Source organism: Hydrosulfovibrio ferrireducens (assembly GCF_046883345.1).
Lineage (GTDB): Bacteria > Desulfobacterota > Desulfobulbia > Desulfobulbales > Desulfurivibrionaceae > Thiovibrio > Thiovibrio ferrireducens.
In genome coordinates, this window is record NZ_JALKCW010000025.1 from 263,282 (window position 1) to 279,608 (window position 16,327).

Here is a 16,327-nt window from a genome sequence, read left to right on the forward strand (position 1 = left end):
CGTCCGGAGTGAAATTCTTCAGGAAATCCGCGACAGGTGATCGGTATGGGATTTTTTAGCAGGCAGGGCATCGGAGAGGCAAAGCCGGAGACGATCACCAGCGTCATCGGTGCGGACATGCAACTGGCCGGTGATATCTCGTTCAAGGGCAAGCTGCGGCTCGACGGCAAGGCCGAGGGAAACATCCGCGGGGAATATCTCATTCTCGGGGAAAGCGGGACCATCTCCGGTGACGTGGTTGTCTCCACCTTTGTCTGTTCGGGACGGGTTGAGGGCACGGTCAATGTCCAAAAGCTCTATGTGGTGAAAAGCGGCTTTATCGAAGGCAAGGTCGAAACCATGGACCTGGCGGTGGAGTCCGGCGCCGTGCTCAACGGGGAAATCAAATCCCGGAGCCAGGAGCTGCGGCTGGTGCCCGGTTCGTCTGCTACGGAAGAGGATTGGGATGTGCGGATGAAGGAAGCCGCTGCCCAAGCCCCGGTCAAGAAAAAGGGGATTGCCGCCAAGTAATCAGCAGCACTGGGTCATAGTTCTGTTTGCCGCCATGCGAATCCCGGATGGCGGTTTTTTTTTGTGATGCATCGCGAGGTTTTTGATTCAGGTCAAGGAGAAGAGGGTTCTGCTCGTGGTATGATGGGAGCAAGATAATGCAGGTAAGCTGCCCACAGGAGGTGCCGCGATGATGGAAAAAAAGAGTCTTGCCGAGACCAGGATTTTTGACAGCCGGAGCATGAAAAAGGTATTGATGCACGATTCGCCCTGGTTTCGAATCCTGAATTTCAACCTCAGTGCCGGCCAGGTTTTCCCGGTGCATTCCCATGATACGGAGGGCCAGCTTTCCATCCAGGTGCTGGAGGGAACAGGGGAATTCCTCGGCAAGGATGACCAGGCCATTCCGGCGCAGGCAGGCGATTTGCTGCTCTGCGACATCAACGAGCCCCATGGCGTCCGGGCGCACACCGATCTGCGGATTCTGGTGACCATCGCCCCGCCGTTTTAAGGAAAGGAACAGAGAGTATGGACAGGCAGCAGGTGGCAGTGCGCGACGAGGTTATTCGGCTGGGGCAGTTTCTCAAACTGGCCGGGGTGGTTGATACCGGCGGCGAGGCCAAGCTGCGGATCCAGGAGGGCGAGGCAAAGGTCAACGGCGAGGTGGAAACCAGGCGCGGGCGGCAGCTTGTGCCCGGAGATCTGGTGGAGTTTGGCGGGGAGGTCTTGGAGGTTGTCGTGAAGGCGGGCGCTTAGGTTTTAGCCAAACCCTTCTCGTAAGCCAGGCGTGTTGCGCTGTTAAAGCAGACAAAGAGGATGTCGGCGAGATGTGCGTTTTCTGCCAGGGCTCGCCGTGCCTCCCGCACGGCAATGCGGGCCGCCTCTTCCTTGGGATAGCCGTAGACCCCGGTGCTGATCGCGGGAAAGGCGATGGTTTTCAGGCCATATTCGCGGGCAAGGGCAAAACAATTTCGGTAACAGCGGGCCAGCAGTTCTGGTTCCCCTTGGCTTCCGCCGTGCCAGACCGGTCCCACCGTGTGGATGACCCAGGCGGCAGGCAGGTTGTAGCCCTTGGTGATCCGCGCCTCCCCAGTCGGACAGCCGCCCAGGGCTCGGCATTCCGCCAGCAGCCCAGGCCCGGCAGCCCGGTGGATGGCGCCGTCTACCCCGCCGCCGCCGAGCAGGGAATTGTTGGCCGCATTCACGATGGCATCCGCCTTGATCCCGGTGATATCCTCTTCCGTCAGTTGGATTCCGCTGCGTGGCATGGTTGGCTCTTTTCGTCGGAAGTTCAGGGGAAACCGCCTTCGTTGCCGGTGACTGTGTGATACAGGGTGTTGAACGGGGAATAGATGGTAACCTCCCGATCCGCTCCCATCTTCACCGTGCTCCATTCCTGGGGCGAATACCAGATGCCGATCTCCTCCCCCTCCGGGGTGCGGATCACCTTGCCGTGATACCTGGTTTGCAGGTTGCGATGGGGGTTGTCGATGATCTCCATCCAGCCTTGCAGCTTCTTTTCCGTCAGGTCCACCGGGATCCAAAACTCCCTGTTCAGGCGGAACTCCGGCCTGATGCCCAGGATGGCCAGGGGAAAATTTTCCGGGCCGCTGTAGTAGTAGGTATACCCCGGCAAGGGATGATACGATTCCAGGGCCTCGTTGATGCGGAGATCCTCCTGGAAAATAAAGGTGGGCCGGCCGCAGGCGGCAACGACCAGGAGTAGCGCCAACAAGGCGATGAGCTTGGGAAAATGTGTACGCATGGCATCCTCCTCTTGTTTCTTTTCTCAATTATATGCCGAAAGAGGGGGAAGGGTGGCAATAAAAAAGGCAGATCCCGCGAAGGGATCTGCCTTTTTTATTGCCTGCGCTGGGGAAAACTCAGATGCCTGCGGCGGCGCTGGTCATCTGATCATAGAACTCGGTCACTTCGTTTTTCTTGTCTGATTCCATGCAGGCCATGGCCGCTCTGGGGTGCTGGTTGAGAACCCCGGAAACCATGTAGGGGATGAAATAGCCCCAGTCGATCTTTTCCCGCCAGGGCAGGATCTGCTCCTCGATCACCTTGATCAGGGGGCGAACCTGGAACTTGGGGTTTTTCAGGAAGGAAAGCAGCAGCTCCAGGGGGCAGTTGCCCGCGCCGCGGCCGATGCCGTACAGGGTGGCGTCCAGGTAATTGATCCCGCAGATGATGGAGGAGATGGTGTTGGCAAAGGCCAGTTGCTGGTTGTTGTGGGCATGGATGCCGATGGTTTTTTCCGGCATCCGCTCCATGTACATCTTGGCCAGCACCTCGATGTCCTCCTGGTAGAAGGCGCCGAAGCTGTCCACCAGATAGATGATGGGAACCCGGCACTTGGCCAGGTCGTTGAGCCCCTCTTCCAGATCGCGCGGGCCCACGGTGGAAACCGCCATCAGATTGATCGTGGTCTCGTAGCCTTTGTCCATGCAATGGTGCGCCAGGGCTGCGGCCTTGTCGATCTGGTGAACATAGCAAGCCACCCGGATCATGTCCAGGGAGCCTTCCGAGCGCACCGGGATATCGTCGTAGTCGATCCTGCCGATATCCGCCATGGCCGAGAGTTTGATCTTCTTTTCCGAATCCCCGATGATGCGTTGCAGATCCTTTTCCCCGCAAAAGCGCCAGGGGCCGACTTCTTTGCGGTCAAAGGCGGATTCGGAGCTGAGGTAGCCGATCTCCATGTAATCGACCCCGGCGTCGGCCAGGGCATGGTACACCTGTTTGACAAAGGTGTCGTCAAACTGCCATTTGTTCATCAAGCCGCCGTCGCGGACAGTACAGTCGATAACCTTGATTTCCGGTCTGAACATGGGGAAGTCTCCTTGAAAAAGACGCTATTTTAGCAAGTAAAGGAAGGGATCATACCCGATCTTTTGCCGGGCGGCAATGTGCAATGAAATTTTTTACGTTGTGCCCGATCTGGTCGAGGTTCTTCTCCCGCAACGCCTTGGCGCCGAAGAGGCTGGTGGAAACCCCGACTGCCGCAGCGCCCGCCCCGAAATATTCCGCAAGATTGGCCAGGCTCACCCCGCCCACCGCAACGAGGCGGAGGTGATCGAAGGGGCCGAGGAGGTCTTTGATATACTGGGGGCCGCCCATGGCGCCGCAGGGGAAGACCTTGATCAGATCGGCGCCGGCGGACCAGGCGGCGTAGACCTCGGTGGGAGTCAGGGCTCCGGCGACAATGGGGATGCCTTCCGCCTTGGCATATTCGATCACTCTCGTATCCAGATTGGGGGTGACGAGAAACATGGCCCCGGCACCCACACCCCGCCTGGCTTCTTCGAGATTACGGATGGTGCCCATGCCCAGCAGCTTGCCATCGGGCACGGCAGGACGGTATTCGGCAACTATCTTCTCGGCGCCGGGCGTGTTCATGGTGACTTCCATGGCCGTGAGCCCGGCGGCAAAGGAGATCTGCATGACCTCGCCGAAGAAATCACCTTCCACTCCCCGCAGTATGCCGATGACCGGAACTTTTAATTCCATGGGTTGCTCCTTTCTGTGATTACTCAACAATCTTAGCAACAGGAGGAATATGCGTGATTCTCCTGTTCATTTCTTTGCTTGCCCAAAGAAACGAACCAAAGAAAGGGCACCCCCGCCACTTGTCCCGCCGTAGGCGGGATGCCCTGTGCTCCTCGATGCTGCCGGGGCTTTGCAAACTCGGCTAACGCCTCAAACAGTGCAAAGCCCTTTTTCGGCAGCCTCTCCGGTGCTCGGCTGCGTGACAATGGGATTTTGACTGCATATGAAAACAAAGGGCTTTACTGAGATTGCTCAGGTTAGCAGATTTTTTTCGCGGGATTATTGTACCATGCAGGGCTCGAAGCGCACGGAGTTTGCTTCCCTCAAACTTCGTCTATTTTCGGGGCTTGATCCGGCTGGTGGGTTGGGCCTGCCAGGGATCGTCCGGCCAGTGGTGCTTAGGATAGCGGCCTCGGAGCTCTTTTTTCACCTCATGGTAGGCTCCTTCCCAGAAGCCGCGCAGATCCTGGGTGATCTGCATGGGGCGTTGGGCCGGGGAGAGGAGATGGAGCAGCACCGGCACCGTATTGTTGCAGACTCTTGGGGTATCTGCCAAGCCGAACATCTCCTGGAGGCGCACCGCCAGCACCGGCGGCTCGCCGGGGGTGTAGCGCAGCCGGACCTTGGAGCCGCTGGGCACCGTGAGGTGGGTGGGGGCCTCTCGTTCCAATCGGCTCTGCTGTTGCCAGTCGAGCTTGGCGGCCAAGATGGCGAAGAGGTCGAGTTTTTTGAGATGTTCGGCGCTTCGCATTCCGGTGAGGTAGGGCGCCAGCCATTGCTCAAGGGTTTCGAGCAGGCTGGCATCGGAAACCTCCGGCCAGCCCGCCTCCGGCTGCCAGCCTTGCATGCAGATGATGCGGGCCTGCAGCTCCCGTGCCTTGTCGTTCCAAGGCAGGGCTCCAAGCCCGAGGGTGCGGATGCCGGACAAGAGGGCGGTCAGCACCGCTTCGGCGGAAGGCTTTGCCAGAGGGGCGGTCTCCAGGACAAGTTCGTCCAGGCGCAGGAGGCGCTGCCCCTTGACCGTGCCGCTTTGTTCTTCCCAGAAAACCTTTTCCTCCCGTTGCAGCCTGGCATCAAAAAGGGAGGTGATAGCCTCCCTGGCAAGGGGGGCGGCGAGAAAGATTCTCCCTTCGATCCGGCCCGCGTCCAGTTCGGCCACGGCCAGATATTCCTGGCCGGCGAGGCGGTCATGCGCAGGGAGAACCGCTCCCCGGCCGGAAGTGAGTTTGTATTGCCCCCTCCCCTCGTTCCTTCGCTGACCGATCCGGTCCGGGAAGGCCAGGGCAAGGAGTTCGCCCGCGTTCGCCGCCGGCGCTGCCTTGTCATTGCCTTTGGGTCTGGCGGGTTTGGGCAGATGTTCCCGAAGCTGTCTGCTGGTCTGCGCCACCCGGCGGCATCCATCGGTGTCCGCCTCAAGGGCTCTGGCCGCGGCCGGGCCATCGGTGCGGAAGGCGGCCAGGGCGTGGATGCGGTCTTCGATGTCCGCCGAACGCTCCCGCCCCTTGATGATGTCCCGTTCCGAGAGCAGGGCGGCCAAGTCGCAAGCCAAATCGGTCGCGTTGTGCTTGGCAGCCCCAAGCAGCATATGGCCCAGGCGCGGATGGGTGGGGAGCTCGGCCATTTTTTTGCCAAGCGGGGTGATGTGTCCCTGGCGGTCCAGGGCGCCGAGGGTGAGCAGCACCGACTGCGCCTGGGCGAAATGCCCTGCCGGCGGCGGGTCGAGCCAGCGCAGTCCGTCAGGTTTATGCACCCCCCAGCGGGCCAGATCCAGAACCATTTGGCTCAGGTCGGCGCTCATGATCTCCGGCGGGTCGAAGGGCTTGAGGCCGTGGTCCTCGCCCATGCTCCACAGCCGATAGCAGTGCCCCGGGCCGCGGCGTCCGGCACGCCCGGCCCGCTGGGTGGCCGAGGCGTGCGAGATGCGTTGGGTGGTCAACCGGCTCAAGCCGCTGTTGGGGTCGAATTGCGGGCTCCGTTTCCAGCCGCTGTCCACCACGGTGTGGATGCCCTCGATGGTGACGCTGGTTTCGGCAATGGGGGTGGCCAGGATGATGCGTCGTCGTCCCTTCGGGTCCGGCTGCACCGCAGCGGTCTGGGCCGTTAGGCTCAGGTCGCCGTACAGGGGATGGATGGCGATTTCCCCTGGAGGCAGTCCGGCGGTCAGCAGCGCCTGGGTATGCCGGATTTCCGCCGCGCCGGGGAGAAAGGCCAGAATATCGCCCGGCTGCTCGGTCAGCCCCTTGTGGATGGCCGCGGCCACCTGTTTGGCGATTTCGCGGGGCTGGGGCTGCGCAGGCGGTGCACCCGGGCAGTATTCCACGCCCACGGGATAGCTCCGGCCCGTGCCCAAAACCACCGGGGCGTTATTCAGCAATCGGCTGACCGCCTCGGTGTCCAGGGTGGCGGACATGACCAGGAGCTTGAGGTCGTCGCGCAACCCGGTCATCACATCGAGGCAGAGGGCCAGGGCCAGATCTGCCTGCAGGCTGCGCTCGTGGAACTCGTCGAAGATCACCAGCCCCACCCCGGCCAGCTCGGGATCGTCCTGCATCCTCCGGGTGAGCACCCCTTCGGTAACCACCTCTACCTTGGTTGCCGGCGAGACCTTTGCCTCAAAACGGACCCGGTAGCCCACGGTCTTCCCGACCTCCTCCCCCATCTGCCGGGCCATGAAACCGGCGGCCAGCCGGGCGGCCAGGCGGCGCGGTTCGAGCATCAGGATGTTTTTTCCCGCTAGCCAGGGTTCACCCAGCAGGGCCAGGGGTGCCACCGTGGTCTTGCCCGAACCTGGGGGAGCGCTGAGCACCACCGCCTCGCGGCTGGCGAGCTGCGTCCGCAGCGTGGGGATGATTTCGTGGATGGGGAGGGTGCTTATTGGGACACCATACGTAATTGCCGTTGCCGCGCAGGTGATTGGGGCGGATCCCATTTACTATAACCCGCGACATTCGAGCCATGCGCGATGCTACCAAAGAGGGGGGCTATGGTCAATAAGTAGCTCTGCTCTTCCCATGCTGGGCAGGGTGTTGAAAAACTCGTTTTTCGCTGCCCTGCGTGCGATCCAGGGATGGATCGTGCTTGAAAAAAGCCAGGACGGCTTTTTTCAACATCCTGTTAGAGTGCCCAACTCGCCTGCACCCATAATCTCGGATTGCGATTCAAGCTGATGGGCTCCGAGTTGGGCTGGCCGCCATGTATGCGCCAGGCCACATAGGCATTGATCTGCAAACCAAGAAAATTGGCATTCGCCCCCACCCCGGCGCCGGAGATGGTGCGGGTGTTTTCCCCGGCAAGGAAAGGATCGTGGTTTATCCGCACCGATCCCGCATCGTAGAAGACCACACCCTGGAGATCGGGCAGAAAGCGATGGCGCAGTTCCAGGGTCGTCAACCAGCCTTGGTCGCCTTCGGCTTCCCCTTGCGGATACGCCCGCACGCCGTAGGCCCCGCCCAAAAAGAATTTCTCGGAAGAGGTGAGGTTCTTGCCGGCCCACTGACCTGAGAGCGAAACGGACAACGCATCACGATCGGTCAATCGTTGCAATCGCGTGACATTATAGGCCAATCGGGTGAATCCCCCATTGCGGCGGGCAGAGAGTTCGTCGGCTGCCTGCGATTCGGTATCCATGCCCAAGTGGCCCGCGACCAGCGCAAGATCACAGGAAGTAACCCCACCCCCTCCCAGCAGGTCGTGATAATTGCCGGCCAGGCCAAGGCTGGCGAGGCGAATGTGTTGGGCGGCTGCGGTAACCGGCGCATCGGTGAAGTCGTCGAGTTTTTTGTCTTCTAAAGTCAAGGTGCCGGAGAGATTGCTTCCCTGGCTGCGGATGAATGGATACACCGCGAACAGGCTGGTCCCGGTAGCCGTGCCGTGTGCTTGCAATGGGGCGAATTCCTTGCCCAGACGATAGCGGGTATTGAAATACGCCGCACCCAGGCGTAACCCGCTGCTGCCTGCCGGAACCTGATAGGCGACGCGGGCATAGGTCTGATCTTGGTCGCTGGCCAGGGCGCGGACGGTGAACTGATCACCCATTTTCAGCGGGCTGTTCAGGGCCAGCGCGCCATCCACGCGGTTTTCTCCGGTATAACGATTGCCGAAGTTGTCCGCTGCGACCCTGGCGAAATAGGGCGCGGAAGGGTCGATCTCCACGACAAGGTCGGATGTCCCGACGCTGGCGCCGGGTTGCAGCGTGGCGCGGGTGAAGCCCACTCCGGGCGTATCGTTCAACAATAGCAGGGCGCGCTCCACCGGTGCGGCCCGCAGCGCCTCCCCGCTCTTGATTTCACGCAAATAGCCGTTTGCCCGGGCATCGGACAGTCGCGATTGATTGTTGATTTGCTGCTCGCCGATGCGACCCTCCACCACGGCGATCACCACCACGCCGTCTTGAATCTCCTGGGCCGGCAGATAGGCCCGCGCGATGATATAGCCACGTTCCCGGTAGTAGGCGGTGATCCGTGCCGCCCCTTGATAGAGCTCGGCAAGGGTGTGCTCGCCGCCGATCAGGTCGGCGACCAGGGCTTCCAGTTCAGCCGCGGCAAAGGTGTTGCTGCCGGAAACACGGATACCGCTTACCACGATGCGCACATCGCCCTGGGCTGAGTCTCTGCGCGTTATATTCTCTTCAAGCTGCAAGGGAGGTGTTGTCTTCGGTGCGTTCAACTCGGGTTGTTTTTGCAACTCGCGGATCGTCTGCCCGGCGTCCGGGGCAGCCGGGGCCGCATGGGCGGACAGGGTCGCCAAGAAGATCAAGGTCAGGGCGGACAGCGTGCAGTGTTGGGTGTGTCGGATGTTCACAGAGCTGTCCTTTTTAATTACTCGCCGCTGGTCTTGGCATCGGGCTTTTCCTTTTCCCCTGGGGAACTCTTCGTGCCGACAGGCAATTTGACTCCGCCGTTCACCAGGGTAAGACTGCCAACCTGCTCGACGGTGTGATTGTTTTCAATGCTGACGCCGGTGCTGTGGGGTTCGAAAACGTCGGGGATACTTGCGGGAACGAAGACAGGAGCAACTGGTGCTATCGCTGCCATCCTTGCCGCATTGAACGCGGTAAGCAGGTTAGCCTCCTCACCGGGCAAGGCAACCACTGCCTCGGCAATAGCGGCCAGCATTCCTCCCGCTGCCGGCGCCGGCTTCACCGTCAATACGCCATCTGTGTATCTGATGCTATAGTTGCCAGAGGTCAATCCCAGTGGGGTGATCAGGTAGGTGCCCGGGTTGATTGCGCCTTGGGAGGTGCCACCATACGCCAGGGCGCCGCCGAGCACGGCGGCGGTTTCGCCGTTGGCGAAGCCGGTGTAAGTCACCCCATTGCCGCCCATGAAGGAAATACCGGTATAAAATTTAGTTGCATCATTTGCGGCAACCACCAGGGCGCGGGGGGTGATATCGGCGGTGGTCGCGGCGGTGGGGTTGACGGTGTAGTTGCCTGCATCCGCATTGTCTAGGGCGATGTTGCTTGCGTTCACACTCTTGCCGGTGCCGACGTTTTTATCGAGATAGACGGCTGTGCCGTTGATAGTCAGAAGGTCACCGGTTATGCGGTTGTCTGCGTAGGTGACAATCGCCGCTGTGGTGCCGTCATACACCTTGGCCACCCCCGTTGCGGTGACGGTCAGAGGGCGGGCGGTGATGTCGGCGGTCACGCCGGTCGGTTGCAGCAGGGTGTAGTTACCGGCATCCGCGCCGCTGATGCTGTAGCCACTGACAATGACGGTTTTGCCGAGAGCAACATTTTTGTCGGTGAAAACACCGCTGCCGCTGCCGCCCAAGGAAACGGCGTCGCCGCCCAAAGCGCTGACCGTGGCCGCGCCGCCCAAGGTGGCGGTGGTGGTGCCGTCGTATACTTTGTTCGCTGCGGTAATCCCGGCGATTGCGAGGTTTGCGCGGGTAATATCGGCAATGGTCGTGGCGGTGGTGTTGAAGGTGTAGTTGCCTGCATCCATGTTGCCCAGAGTGATGTCGCTTACATCCACGGTTTTGCCGACGCCGACGTCTTTGTCGAGATAGGCGGCTGTGCCGCCGATGGTGAGAAGATCGCCTGTCACGCGGTTGTCTGCGTAGGTGACAATCGCCCCTAAGCCACCGTCATACACCTTGTTTACGCCGGTTGCGGAGATGGTCAGGGCTTTCTGGTTCACCGTAAGTGCGCCGTTGGCATAGGCCAAGGAATAGCCGAGGCTGGTGGCGGTTGCTGCGCTCGGGGTGATATTGTGAAGAGTGTCCGCGGTTAACTGTCCGGAGGTGGAGGTGGTGCCGCCGACGGTGTAGCTGGGCCCGCTACTGATGGCGGCAGCGACCGAATCGCTTTCGATCAGGCCTGCGTAACTGTAGGTGAAGGCGGGATTCGCATCGCCGTATGTCTTGGTCTTATTCTCGGCGGTCAGGGTCAGGGTCGGTTGAATGCGGAAGTAGAGTCGATTCCCCGAGGCAAGCGGATCGCTGCCATCATCAATGTTGTAGCGTTTACCCGCTTCGGCCAGTCCGCCGCGACTGGTGCCGGTTGGGTTGCCGGTATAGATGCGCCAGGCGCCGCCATCGCCGGTGGTAATGGCGGATGAACCGGGATTTTTGAAGTTGCCGCCGCTGCCCGTGGCGTTTGGTGTGGCAGCGACATCCGCGACCAGAGTGACCGCATTGGCGCTGGTGCTGGTCGTTACGATGGCGTTGTTTAAGGTCAGGTCGCCGGTTTGGGTGCGCGCATCCACCAGGCCGGTGGCGGCAATGCCCGCCAGGGTGAGACTGTTTGCGTCGACCAGGGAGATGTTTCTGCCGCTGGTTGCCGCAACCGTGCTGAAATCGTTGCCGCTGTCGGTGAAGGTCGCGTCGCCCGCGCCCGTGTCGAGGGTGAGCATCCCGGCGGTCGCGGTTATGGCGCCGGGCGCGCTGACAGTCCCCCCCGCTGTCGTGCGCAGGGTTGTCGCGCCGCCAAAGGTGGTGGCGCCGCCATAGGTCTGCGCGCCGGTGGTGCGGACCAAGCCGCCGTTAACCGCCAAGGCAGTCCCGGCGGCGGTGCTGAACGAGGCAAGGGCCGTGTTGTTTCCCACGGTTCCGCCCAGGGTGACGGTGCCGCCCCCCAGAACATCAAGCGCGCCGGCGCCTTCGATCGTGTTGCTGAGCGTCAGCGCATTTCCGGCCGCCGCGCCCAGGGCGCTGGCGGTGGCAAGGGTGACAGGTCCAGAAAGCGACGCCGTGCCGGAGCCGGTCAACGCTCCGGCACCACCCATGCCCGTACCGTTCAAGGTCACGGCTTCGTCACCCATGGCGACATTGGCAATTTCCAGGGTTGCCCCGTTCGCCACCGTGGTGCTGCCCGCTGTTGCGCCAAGCGCGGTAGCGTTGGCAGCGACCAGCGTGCCCGCGTTCACCGTCGTCGTCCCGCCATAGGTGTTTGCCCCGCTGAGCGTCACCGTGCCGGCCGTGGTCTTGGTCAGCGCCGCCGTCCCTCCGAGAATGGCGCTGACCGTGCCGCTCTGTACAGTGTAGCTCGTGCCGGTCAGCACCCCGGTCGTCCCGGTGATGCTGCCGCTGGCCAGGGTGACCGCGGCCACCGTGTCCGAGAAGGCGCCAATATTCAGCGTGCCGCCGTCCACGGTCACCGGTCCTGCGTCCAGGGCGTCGGTAATCCCGTAGGCCAGGGTCCCCTGATTCACCGTGGTGAGCCCGGTATAGGTATTCAGCCCTGAGAGGGTGAAGGTCCCTGCCCCCTGCTTGCTCAGATTGCCCCCCGCGCCGCTCATCACCCCAGCAAAGGTTGTGTTGCCTGCATCCCCCGTGGTCAACGTGGAATTATTCTCAAAGATCACGCTCGTTCCCGCAATACCCGTCAGCGAGCCGATGGTCTCGTTGGCCAACAGCCGCAACACCGCCCCGGAGGTGTTCAGATCCACCGCGCCGGTATCCGCGATCGCCGCGCCGCCGGTAAGCCGCAACGTGCCGGCACTCACCGTGGTCAGGCCCGTGTAGCTGTTGGTCCCGGAGAGTTCCAGCGTGCCATCCAAACCTTTGCTGAATGTCCCGCTGCCCGAGATGATTCCGGCATAGGTCGTCGTGTTCCCCGATCCGATTTCGATCTCTCCCCCTCCCGCCATCAGAGCAATGCCTCGGTTCGCATTTAAGGCAACGGTGAGAGGGGGAAAATTATACATTTGCAGCGTGCCGCCATTAAAGGTCAAATGTCCCGGCGTCGCCGTGCCTGGTGCTGTTCCCAGTCCGGTGTCATTTCCGATGAGCAGCTTGCCTCCATTGATCGATGTCGCGCCGGTGTAGGTGTTTACGCCAGCCAGTGTCAGTAAGCCTGTGCCGGTCTTGGTCAGCGTACCGGCACCGGCGATAACCCCGAAAATGAGCGTGTCAGAGGGTGCGTCGGTGTCGAAAATCCCGGCTCCCGTCAAGGCAATGCCGCGGTTTGCATCCAGTGTGACACTGGCCGTGGTTTGCAGCGTGCCGTTGTTCAAGGTCAGGGAACCCGGGGTCGGCCCACCAGGCGCCGCCCCCAGATTGTTGTCCGCGCTGATCGAGAGGGTACCGCCGCTGATCGTCGTGTTGCCGCTATAGGTGTTGCTGCCGGAGAGTGTGAATGTCCCGCTACCCTGTTTCGTCAGGCTGCCTGTGCCGCTGATTGCGCCATCGTACTGTGTGCTTGTGGTATCTCCGGTCGTCAACGCGAAGCTCTGCAGATTGACGAACGTGGAAGCTGCTGTGTCCGCCAGCGAATTGATCGTTGTGTTGCCGTCGAGTTTCAGCGTCACGTTGTTGGTGGAGATATCGACTGCCTCCGGGTAGGTGCCGGCGAGAACCTCCACCATGCCGGCGGCATTGACCAGATTTACGCCCTCCTGGATACGGCCGGTCGCGCCCGATTGCTGCCCGACGGTATGGACGATCAACGTCGAGAAGTCACCCTGAAATCCGGGCGCACCCGCATTTGTATCGGTGCCGGACGCCAGCATCGGGGTGAAATCAACCGGTCCTGTCATTTGGGCGGCGGCGGTAGCGGGGTTGGCGGTTCCCCACCAGTTGCCGGAGGCATTCACGGCCACGGGGTAGTCCGTGTCGCTGATGCCGACAACGCCATATTGTCCGGCCGCTACCCCGGACAGGTCATTGCCGGTCACCACCACCGAAGCGATTTTGGCGAAGTTGGCCGGGTCAAACAACGGATCGTACTCGCGGGGATCGTAGATCGCGATGCCGTTGCTGCTGGAACTGATGATCGTGTTGTTGGTTAGGTTGAGGCTGATCTGGTTGGCGGGGTCGCCCCAGGAGTTATAGACGAAAAAATTGGCCTTGCCGTTGAGGGTGTTTCCGGAAATGTTCACGGTGCCGCTGCTGCTCGGGATTCCCGTAAGTCCCTCGATGACAATGGCTTTCTTGGAGTCGGCTGCGCCACTGAATTGGTTGTCCGTGATGGTGGTGGTCCCGGCCACGGCATCAAAGTAGAGTGCGTCCCTGAGTTGGTTGCTAAAAGTGCTGTTTTCAACGGTGATGTTTTGGCCGGTGATGAAGGCGGCACGGCGGCCCTTGGTGAAGAGGAGATTGTTCAGCCCGATGTCCGAATAGGCAATGGTATAGTTTGGCGCGCTCCCGCCCCGCGGAATCGTTATCAAAGCGGTATCCGAGTCCTGGTCATCTTTGTTGATTTGCAGACCTTGAACGGTCACGTTGCTGGCCCTGATGGTCAACGTGCCCGCCGTGCCGCTGGGCAATTCAAGCAAGGGCCGGCTGCCGGACGTGTCGCCTTGAAGGGTGACCGATTTGGCGATGGTCGGGGATTCATTGTAAGTCCCAGCCAGCACGTTGACGGTGCCGCCGCTTGCGGCCACATCCAACCCGTTTTGGATGCTGGCGGTGGGGCTGTTGACGTTGACCGTGCTCGCTGTTCCCGAAAGAATCCCCCCGGTTTTGAGCGTGATCGCCGCGTTGAGATCGATGGTGGGCGTGTCGAGCGCCAAATTGTGGGCGTTGGCGTTGGCGCTGGCGTTAACGGCGGCATCCACCGTCACCTTGGTGTCGGCCAGCACCGTGATATCGGTGCTGTTGAGGTTGGTTACCAACGAGGTTGCATTGATCGTTTGAGTGTCTCCCACCGTCCCGTCTGGATTGGAGCTGATGATCGCGTAAGCCGGGTCGAGCAGCAGCGAGCCTGTTCTGCCGTAGGGCGCGCTCGTATCGACAACAGCGGCAAACCCCAGCGACTGCTTGCCGGAAACTTCGACGAAACCGCCGTCGCCGCTCTGGGCGCCGCCTCGGGCGGAAATCGAGCCGAAGGCACGCATGGTATCATCGGCCCACAGGATCACCTTGCCGCCGTTGCCGTTGGTCAGGGCGTCACCGTTGAGCTGCGCACCCGGCGCGAAAAAGGTGGAGGTGGCGTTTGGCTCCGGGCCCTTGCCCTGAAAGTTGCCGCCGACCAGCGCGGTGCCGCCGCCGGAAGCGCCGGAGACGTCGAGGCGCGCGGAGTCTAACAGCGCGACGTGGTCGCCCAGCACTTTGACGGTGCCGCCGGTTTCGCCGATGTTGCGGCCGGAGGCATCGAGCGTGCCGCTGACGTTCACCTGGCCACCTTGCCTATCGCCCAACAGGGTGATGACCCCGCCCTGGTTCTGGATGGTGTGTGCTTCGATGATGCCGGTGTTGTTGACCACCGAGCGGGTGAGGAGGCCGGCTGCCTGGGCAGAGAGGATGACTTGGCCGCCATCGGCGCGAATGAGGTGTTTGTTCTCGGCCAAGGCGTTCAACGTGCCGTGATCAATGGTGTAGGAAAGCAGCGAGCCGTTGTGGAGATGGAGCGTCACGGTATCGCCCGCGGCGAGCAAGGCGGTGCCGAGGGTGGCGCTGATCACCCCTTCGTTGCGCGCTTCGGGTGCGAGCAGGGCGAGGTAGCCGCTATTCGCGGCGGTGAGCGCGCCTTGGTTGACCACTGATCCCGCCGCACCGCTAGTGCGGAAGGTATAGCTACCTGCCAGGAAATCGGCATCGTTCAGGCTCAGGCTGGAGGCGACCAGGCCGCCTACATTCACTTGGGCGGTGCTGCCGAACAAGACGCCGTTGGGATTCAAGACGAAGACTTGGCCGTTGGCGCGGAGGTTGCCGAGGATTTGGCTGGGGGCTTGGCCGAGCACCCGGTTGAGGGCGATGGCGCTACTGCCGGGCTGATTGAAATGGACGGTCTCGCTTTGACCGATGTTGAAGCCTTGCCAGTTGATGGCGAGTTTGGGACTGGTTTGGGTAACCGTGAGGGTGGTGCCGTTCTGGCCGATATTACCGCTGCCGGCGCTGATCTGCCCTCCGTCGGGCAGGGCGAGGGCGCAGGCAGGGAAAGCCAGCGCCAGGGCAAGGTGGCGCAACAGCCCCCCTGTTCGTTTGCTGGGGGTATGTGTTGCTACGCGGGCAGGTGCGCCCTGCCATGTGTTCCACCTCAAGAAATAGATGCGGCCCATGGTTTTTGTTCCATTTTCGGAATTATTTTCCCGTGGCCTTTCTCTTCTCCTTAAAACCTATTTTATCATGAATAGTCCCTGTGGTTACATTAATTTTAGATCGATTCTGGAAGAGGTGTGTCATCTTCTGGGTAAAGTCGGTGGCATAAATAAACAAAGGTGAGTACCAAGGAGGAGTTTGCCCAATCATAGAGGCACCAGATATAGATCACCGTTTTCCCGGGGAAGTGATTTGGGGGCGCGCCATGGCAATCCCCTTCGGTTGGTTACTCGGGCGGCCGCCGGCAACAGTGCCAAAAGCTCGGGATATTCGCCTGCCAGTGTTTCAGGCGCAGGGTGATCGCCACCTCTTCCAGTTCGGCCAGCAGGAAGAGGATTATGGCGAAGCGGAAGGGGTAAGCAGGGCCGCCAACCAGGAGCAGCGGGGCGGCAATGCCCAGAAGGACTGCGGCGAATCGTGCCGCCCTCGTATGGTAGCTGGTGAGGCGGCGGAATTTGCAAAAACCCAGCAGGATCGGGAGGAGAAAGCCGCCCAGGCCGAGGAGGATAAAGATCTGCTCCCTCCGGATAAGCGTCGGCCAAAGCAGCCACGCCCCGACCGGTGCGGCAAGATAGGTGGCAAGGTCGCCCCAACTGTCGAGTTGGGCGCCCAACTGTCGAGTTGGGCGCCCAACTCGGAAACCTGGTTCAGGCGCCGGGCCAGAAAGCCGTCCAGGGCGTCGCTTACAAGGGAGAGGAGGAAGAGGAAAAGAAAAGGGCCGGGGAGATCCGTTGCCGCCGCCACCAGAAGCAGGGGGGCAAGGAGGATCCGCAGGATGCTCAAGAGGTTGGGGATGGTAAGC

11 protein-coding genes and 1 pseudogene are annotated in these 16,327 nt (G+C 61.3%); 3 read left to right on the forward strand and 9 right to left on the reverse strand.

The features are described from left to right. Positions 1-45 precede the first annotated feature (45 nt). The 3 genes from MWR57_RS13440 to MWR57_RS13450 all read left to right on the forward strand — a co-directional run bounded on the left by MWR57_RS13440 (position 46) and on the right by MWR57_RS13450 (position 1,245). A complete protein-coding gene (locus tag MWR57_RS13440) occupies positions 46-510 on the forward strand; it encodes a bactofilin family protein (RefSeq protein WP_423125338.1) in 465 nt (154 codons plus the stop codon). A 172-nt stretch (positions 511-682) separates the two neighbouring features. Continuing rightward, complete coding sequence (locus MWR57_RS13445; protein ID WP_423125526.1) at positions 683-1,000, forward strand: cupin domain-containing protein; 318 nt, start codon at positions 683-685, stop codon at positions 998-1,000. A 17-nt stretch (positions 1,001-1,017) separates the two neighbouring features. Continuing rightward, a complete protein-coding gene (locus tag MWR57_RS13450; protein ID WP_423125339.1) occupies positions 1,018-1,245 on the forward strand; it encodes an RNA-binding S4 domain-containing protein in 228 nt (75 codons plus the stop codon). Here MWR57_RS13450 and MWR57_RS13455 read toward each other — a convergent pair. The 9 genes and pseudogenes from MWR57_RS13455 to MWR57_RS13495 all read right to left on the reverse strand — a co-directional run. After that, positions 1,242-1,757: an O-acetyl-ADP-ribose deacetylase gene (locus tag MWR57_RS13455; protein ID WP_423125340.1), complete on the reverse strand. Its 516-nt coding sequence runs from the start codon at positions 1,755-1,757 to the stop codon at positions 1,242-1,244. The two genes, MWR57_RS13450 and MWR57_RS13455, sit on opposite strands and share 4 nt — an antisense overlap. A gap of 23 nt (positions 1,758-1,780) precedes the next feature. Then, positions 1,781-2,254, reverse strand: a complete 474-nt coding sequence (locus tag MWR57_RS13460) for a hypothetical protein (protein ID WP_423125341.1) — start codon at positions 2,252-2,254, stop codon at positions 1,781-1,783. A gap of 118 nt (positions 2,255-2,372) precedes the next feature. Next, positions 2,373-3,323 carry an aldolase catalytic domain-containing protein gene (locus MWR57_RS13465; protein ID WP_423125342.1) on the reverse strand — a complete coding sequence of 317 codons (951 nt, stop codon included), beginning with the start codon at positions 3,321-3,323 and terminating at the stop codon, positions 2,373-2,375. Positions 3,324-3,372: 49 nt separating this feature from the next. Continuing rightward, positions 3,373-4,002, reverse strand: coding sequence for a bifunctional 4-hydroxy-2-oxoglutarate aldolase/2-dehydro-3-deoxy-phosphogluconate aldolase (locus MWR57_RS13470; protein ID WP_423125343.1), 630 nt, complete (start codon positions 4,000-4,002; stop codon positions 3,373-3,375). Positions 4,003-4,375: 373 nt separating this feature from the next. Beyond that, on the reverse strand, positions 4,376-6,970 hold the full coding sequence (gene hrpB, locus MWR57_RS13475; protein WP_423125344.1) for an ATP-dependent helicase HrpB: 2,595 nt from the start codon (positions 6,968-6,970) through the stop codon (positions 4,376-4,378). Between the two features lie 185 nt (positions 6,971-7,155). After that, positions 7,156-8,841 carry a ShlB/FhaC/HecB family hemolysin secretion/activation protein gene (locus tag MWR57_RS13480; protein WP_423125345.1) on the reverse strand — a complete coding sequence of 562 codons (1,686 nt, stop codon included), beginning with the start codon at positions 8,839-8,841 and terminating at the stop codon, positions 7,156-7,158. A 17-nt stretch (positions 8,842-8,858) separates the two neighbouring features. Beyond that, on the reverse strand, positions 8,859-15,485 hold the full coding sequence (locus MWR57_RS13485; RefSeq protein ID WP_423125346.1) for a YDG domain-containing protein: 6,627 nt from the start codon (positions 15,483-15,485) through the stop codon (positions 8,859-8,861). A gap of 266 nt (positions 15,486-15,751) precedes the next feature. Next, complete coding sequence (locus MWR57_RS13490; RefSeq protein ID WP_423125531.1) at positions 15,752-16,138, reverse strand: hypothetical protein; 387 nt, start codon at positions 16,136-16,138, stop codon at positions 15,752-15,754. Between the two features lie 38 nt (positions 16,139-16,176). Next, positions 16,177-16,269: pseudogene (locus MWR57_RS13495) on the reverse strand (hypothetical protein); the annotation flags it as partial. Between the last annotated feature and the right edge of the window lie 58 nt (positions 16,270-16,327).

Coding starts and splice junctions, on each gene's coding strand:
- MWR57_RS13440 (WP_423125338.1), top strand. CDS start 46: ATGGGATTTTTTAGCAGGCAGGGCATCGGAGAGGCAAAGCCGGAGACG.
- MWR57_RS13445 (WP_423125526.1), top strand. CDS start 683: ATGGAAAAAAAGAGTCTTGCCGAGACCAGGATTTTTGACAGCCGGAGC.
- MWR57_RS13450 (WP_423125339.1), top strand. CDS start 1,018: ATGGACAGGCAGCAGGTGGCAGTGCGCGACGAGGTTATTCGGCTGGGG.
- MWR57_RS13455 (WP_423125340.1), bottom strand. CDS start 1,757: ATGCCACGCAGCGGAATCCAACTGACGGAAGAGGATATCACCGGGATC.
- MWR57_RS13460 (WP_423125341.1), bottom strand. CDS start 2,254: ATGCGTACACATTTTCCCAAGCTCATCGCCTTGTTGGCGCTACTCCTG.
- MWR57_RS13465 (WP_423125342.1), bottom strand. CDS start 3,323: ATGTTCAGACCGGAAATCAAGGTTATCGACTGTACTGTCCGCGACGGC.
- MWR57_RS13470 (WP_423125343.1), bottom strand. CDS start 4,002: ATGGAATTAAAAGTTCCGGTCATCGGCATACTGCGGGGAGTGGAAGGT.
- hrpB (WP_423125344.1), bottom strand. CDS start 6,970: ATGGGATCCGCCCCAATCACCTGCGCGGCAACGGCAATTACGTATGGT.
- MWR57_RS13485 (WP_423125346.1), bottom strand. CDS start 15,485: ATGGGCCGCATCTATTTCTTGAGGTGGAACACATGGCAGGGCGCACCT.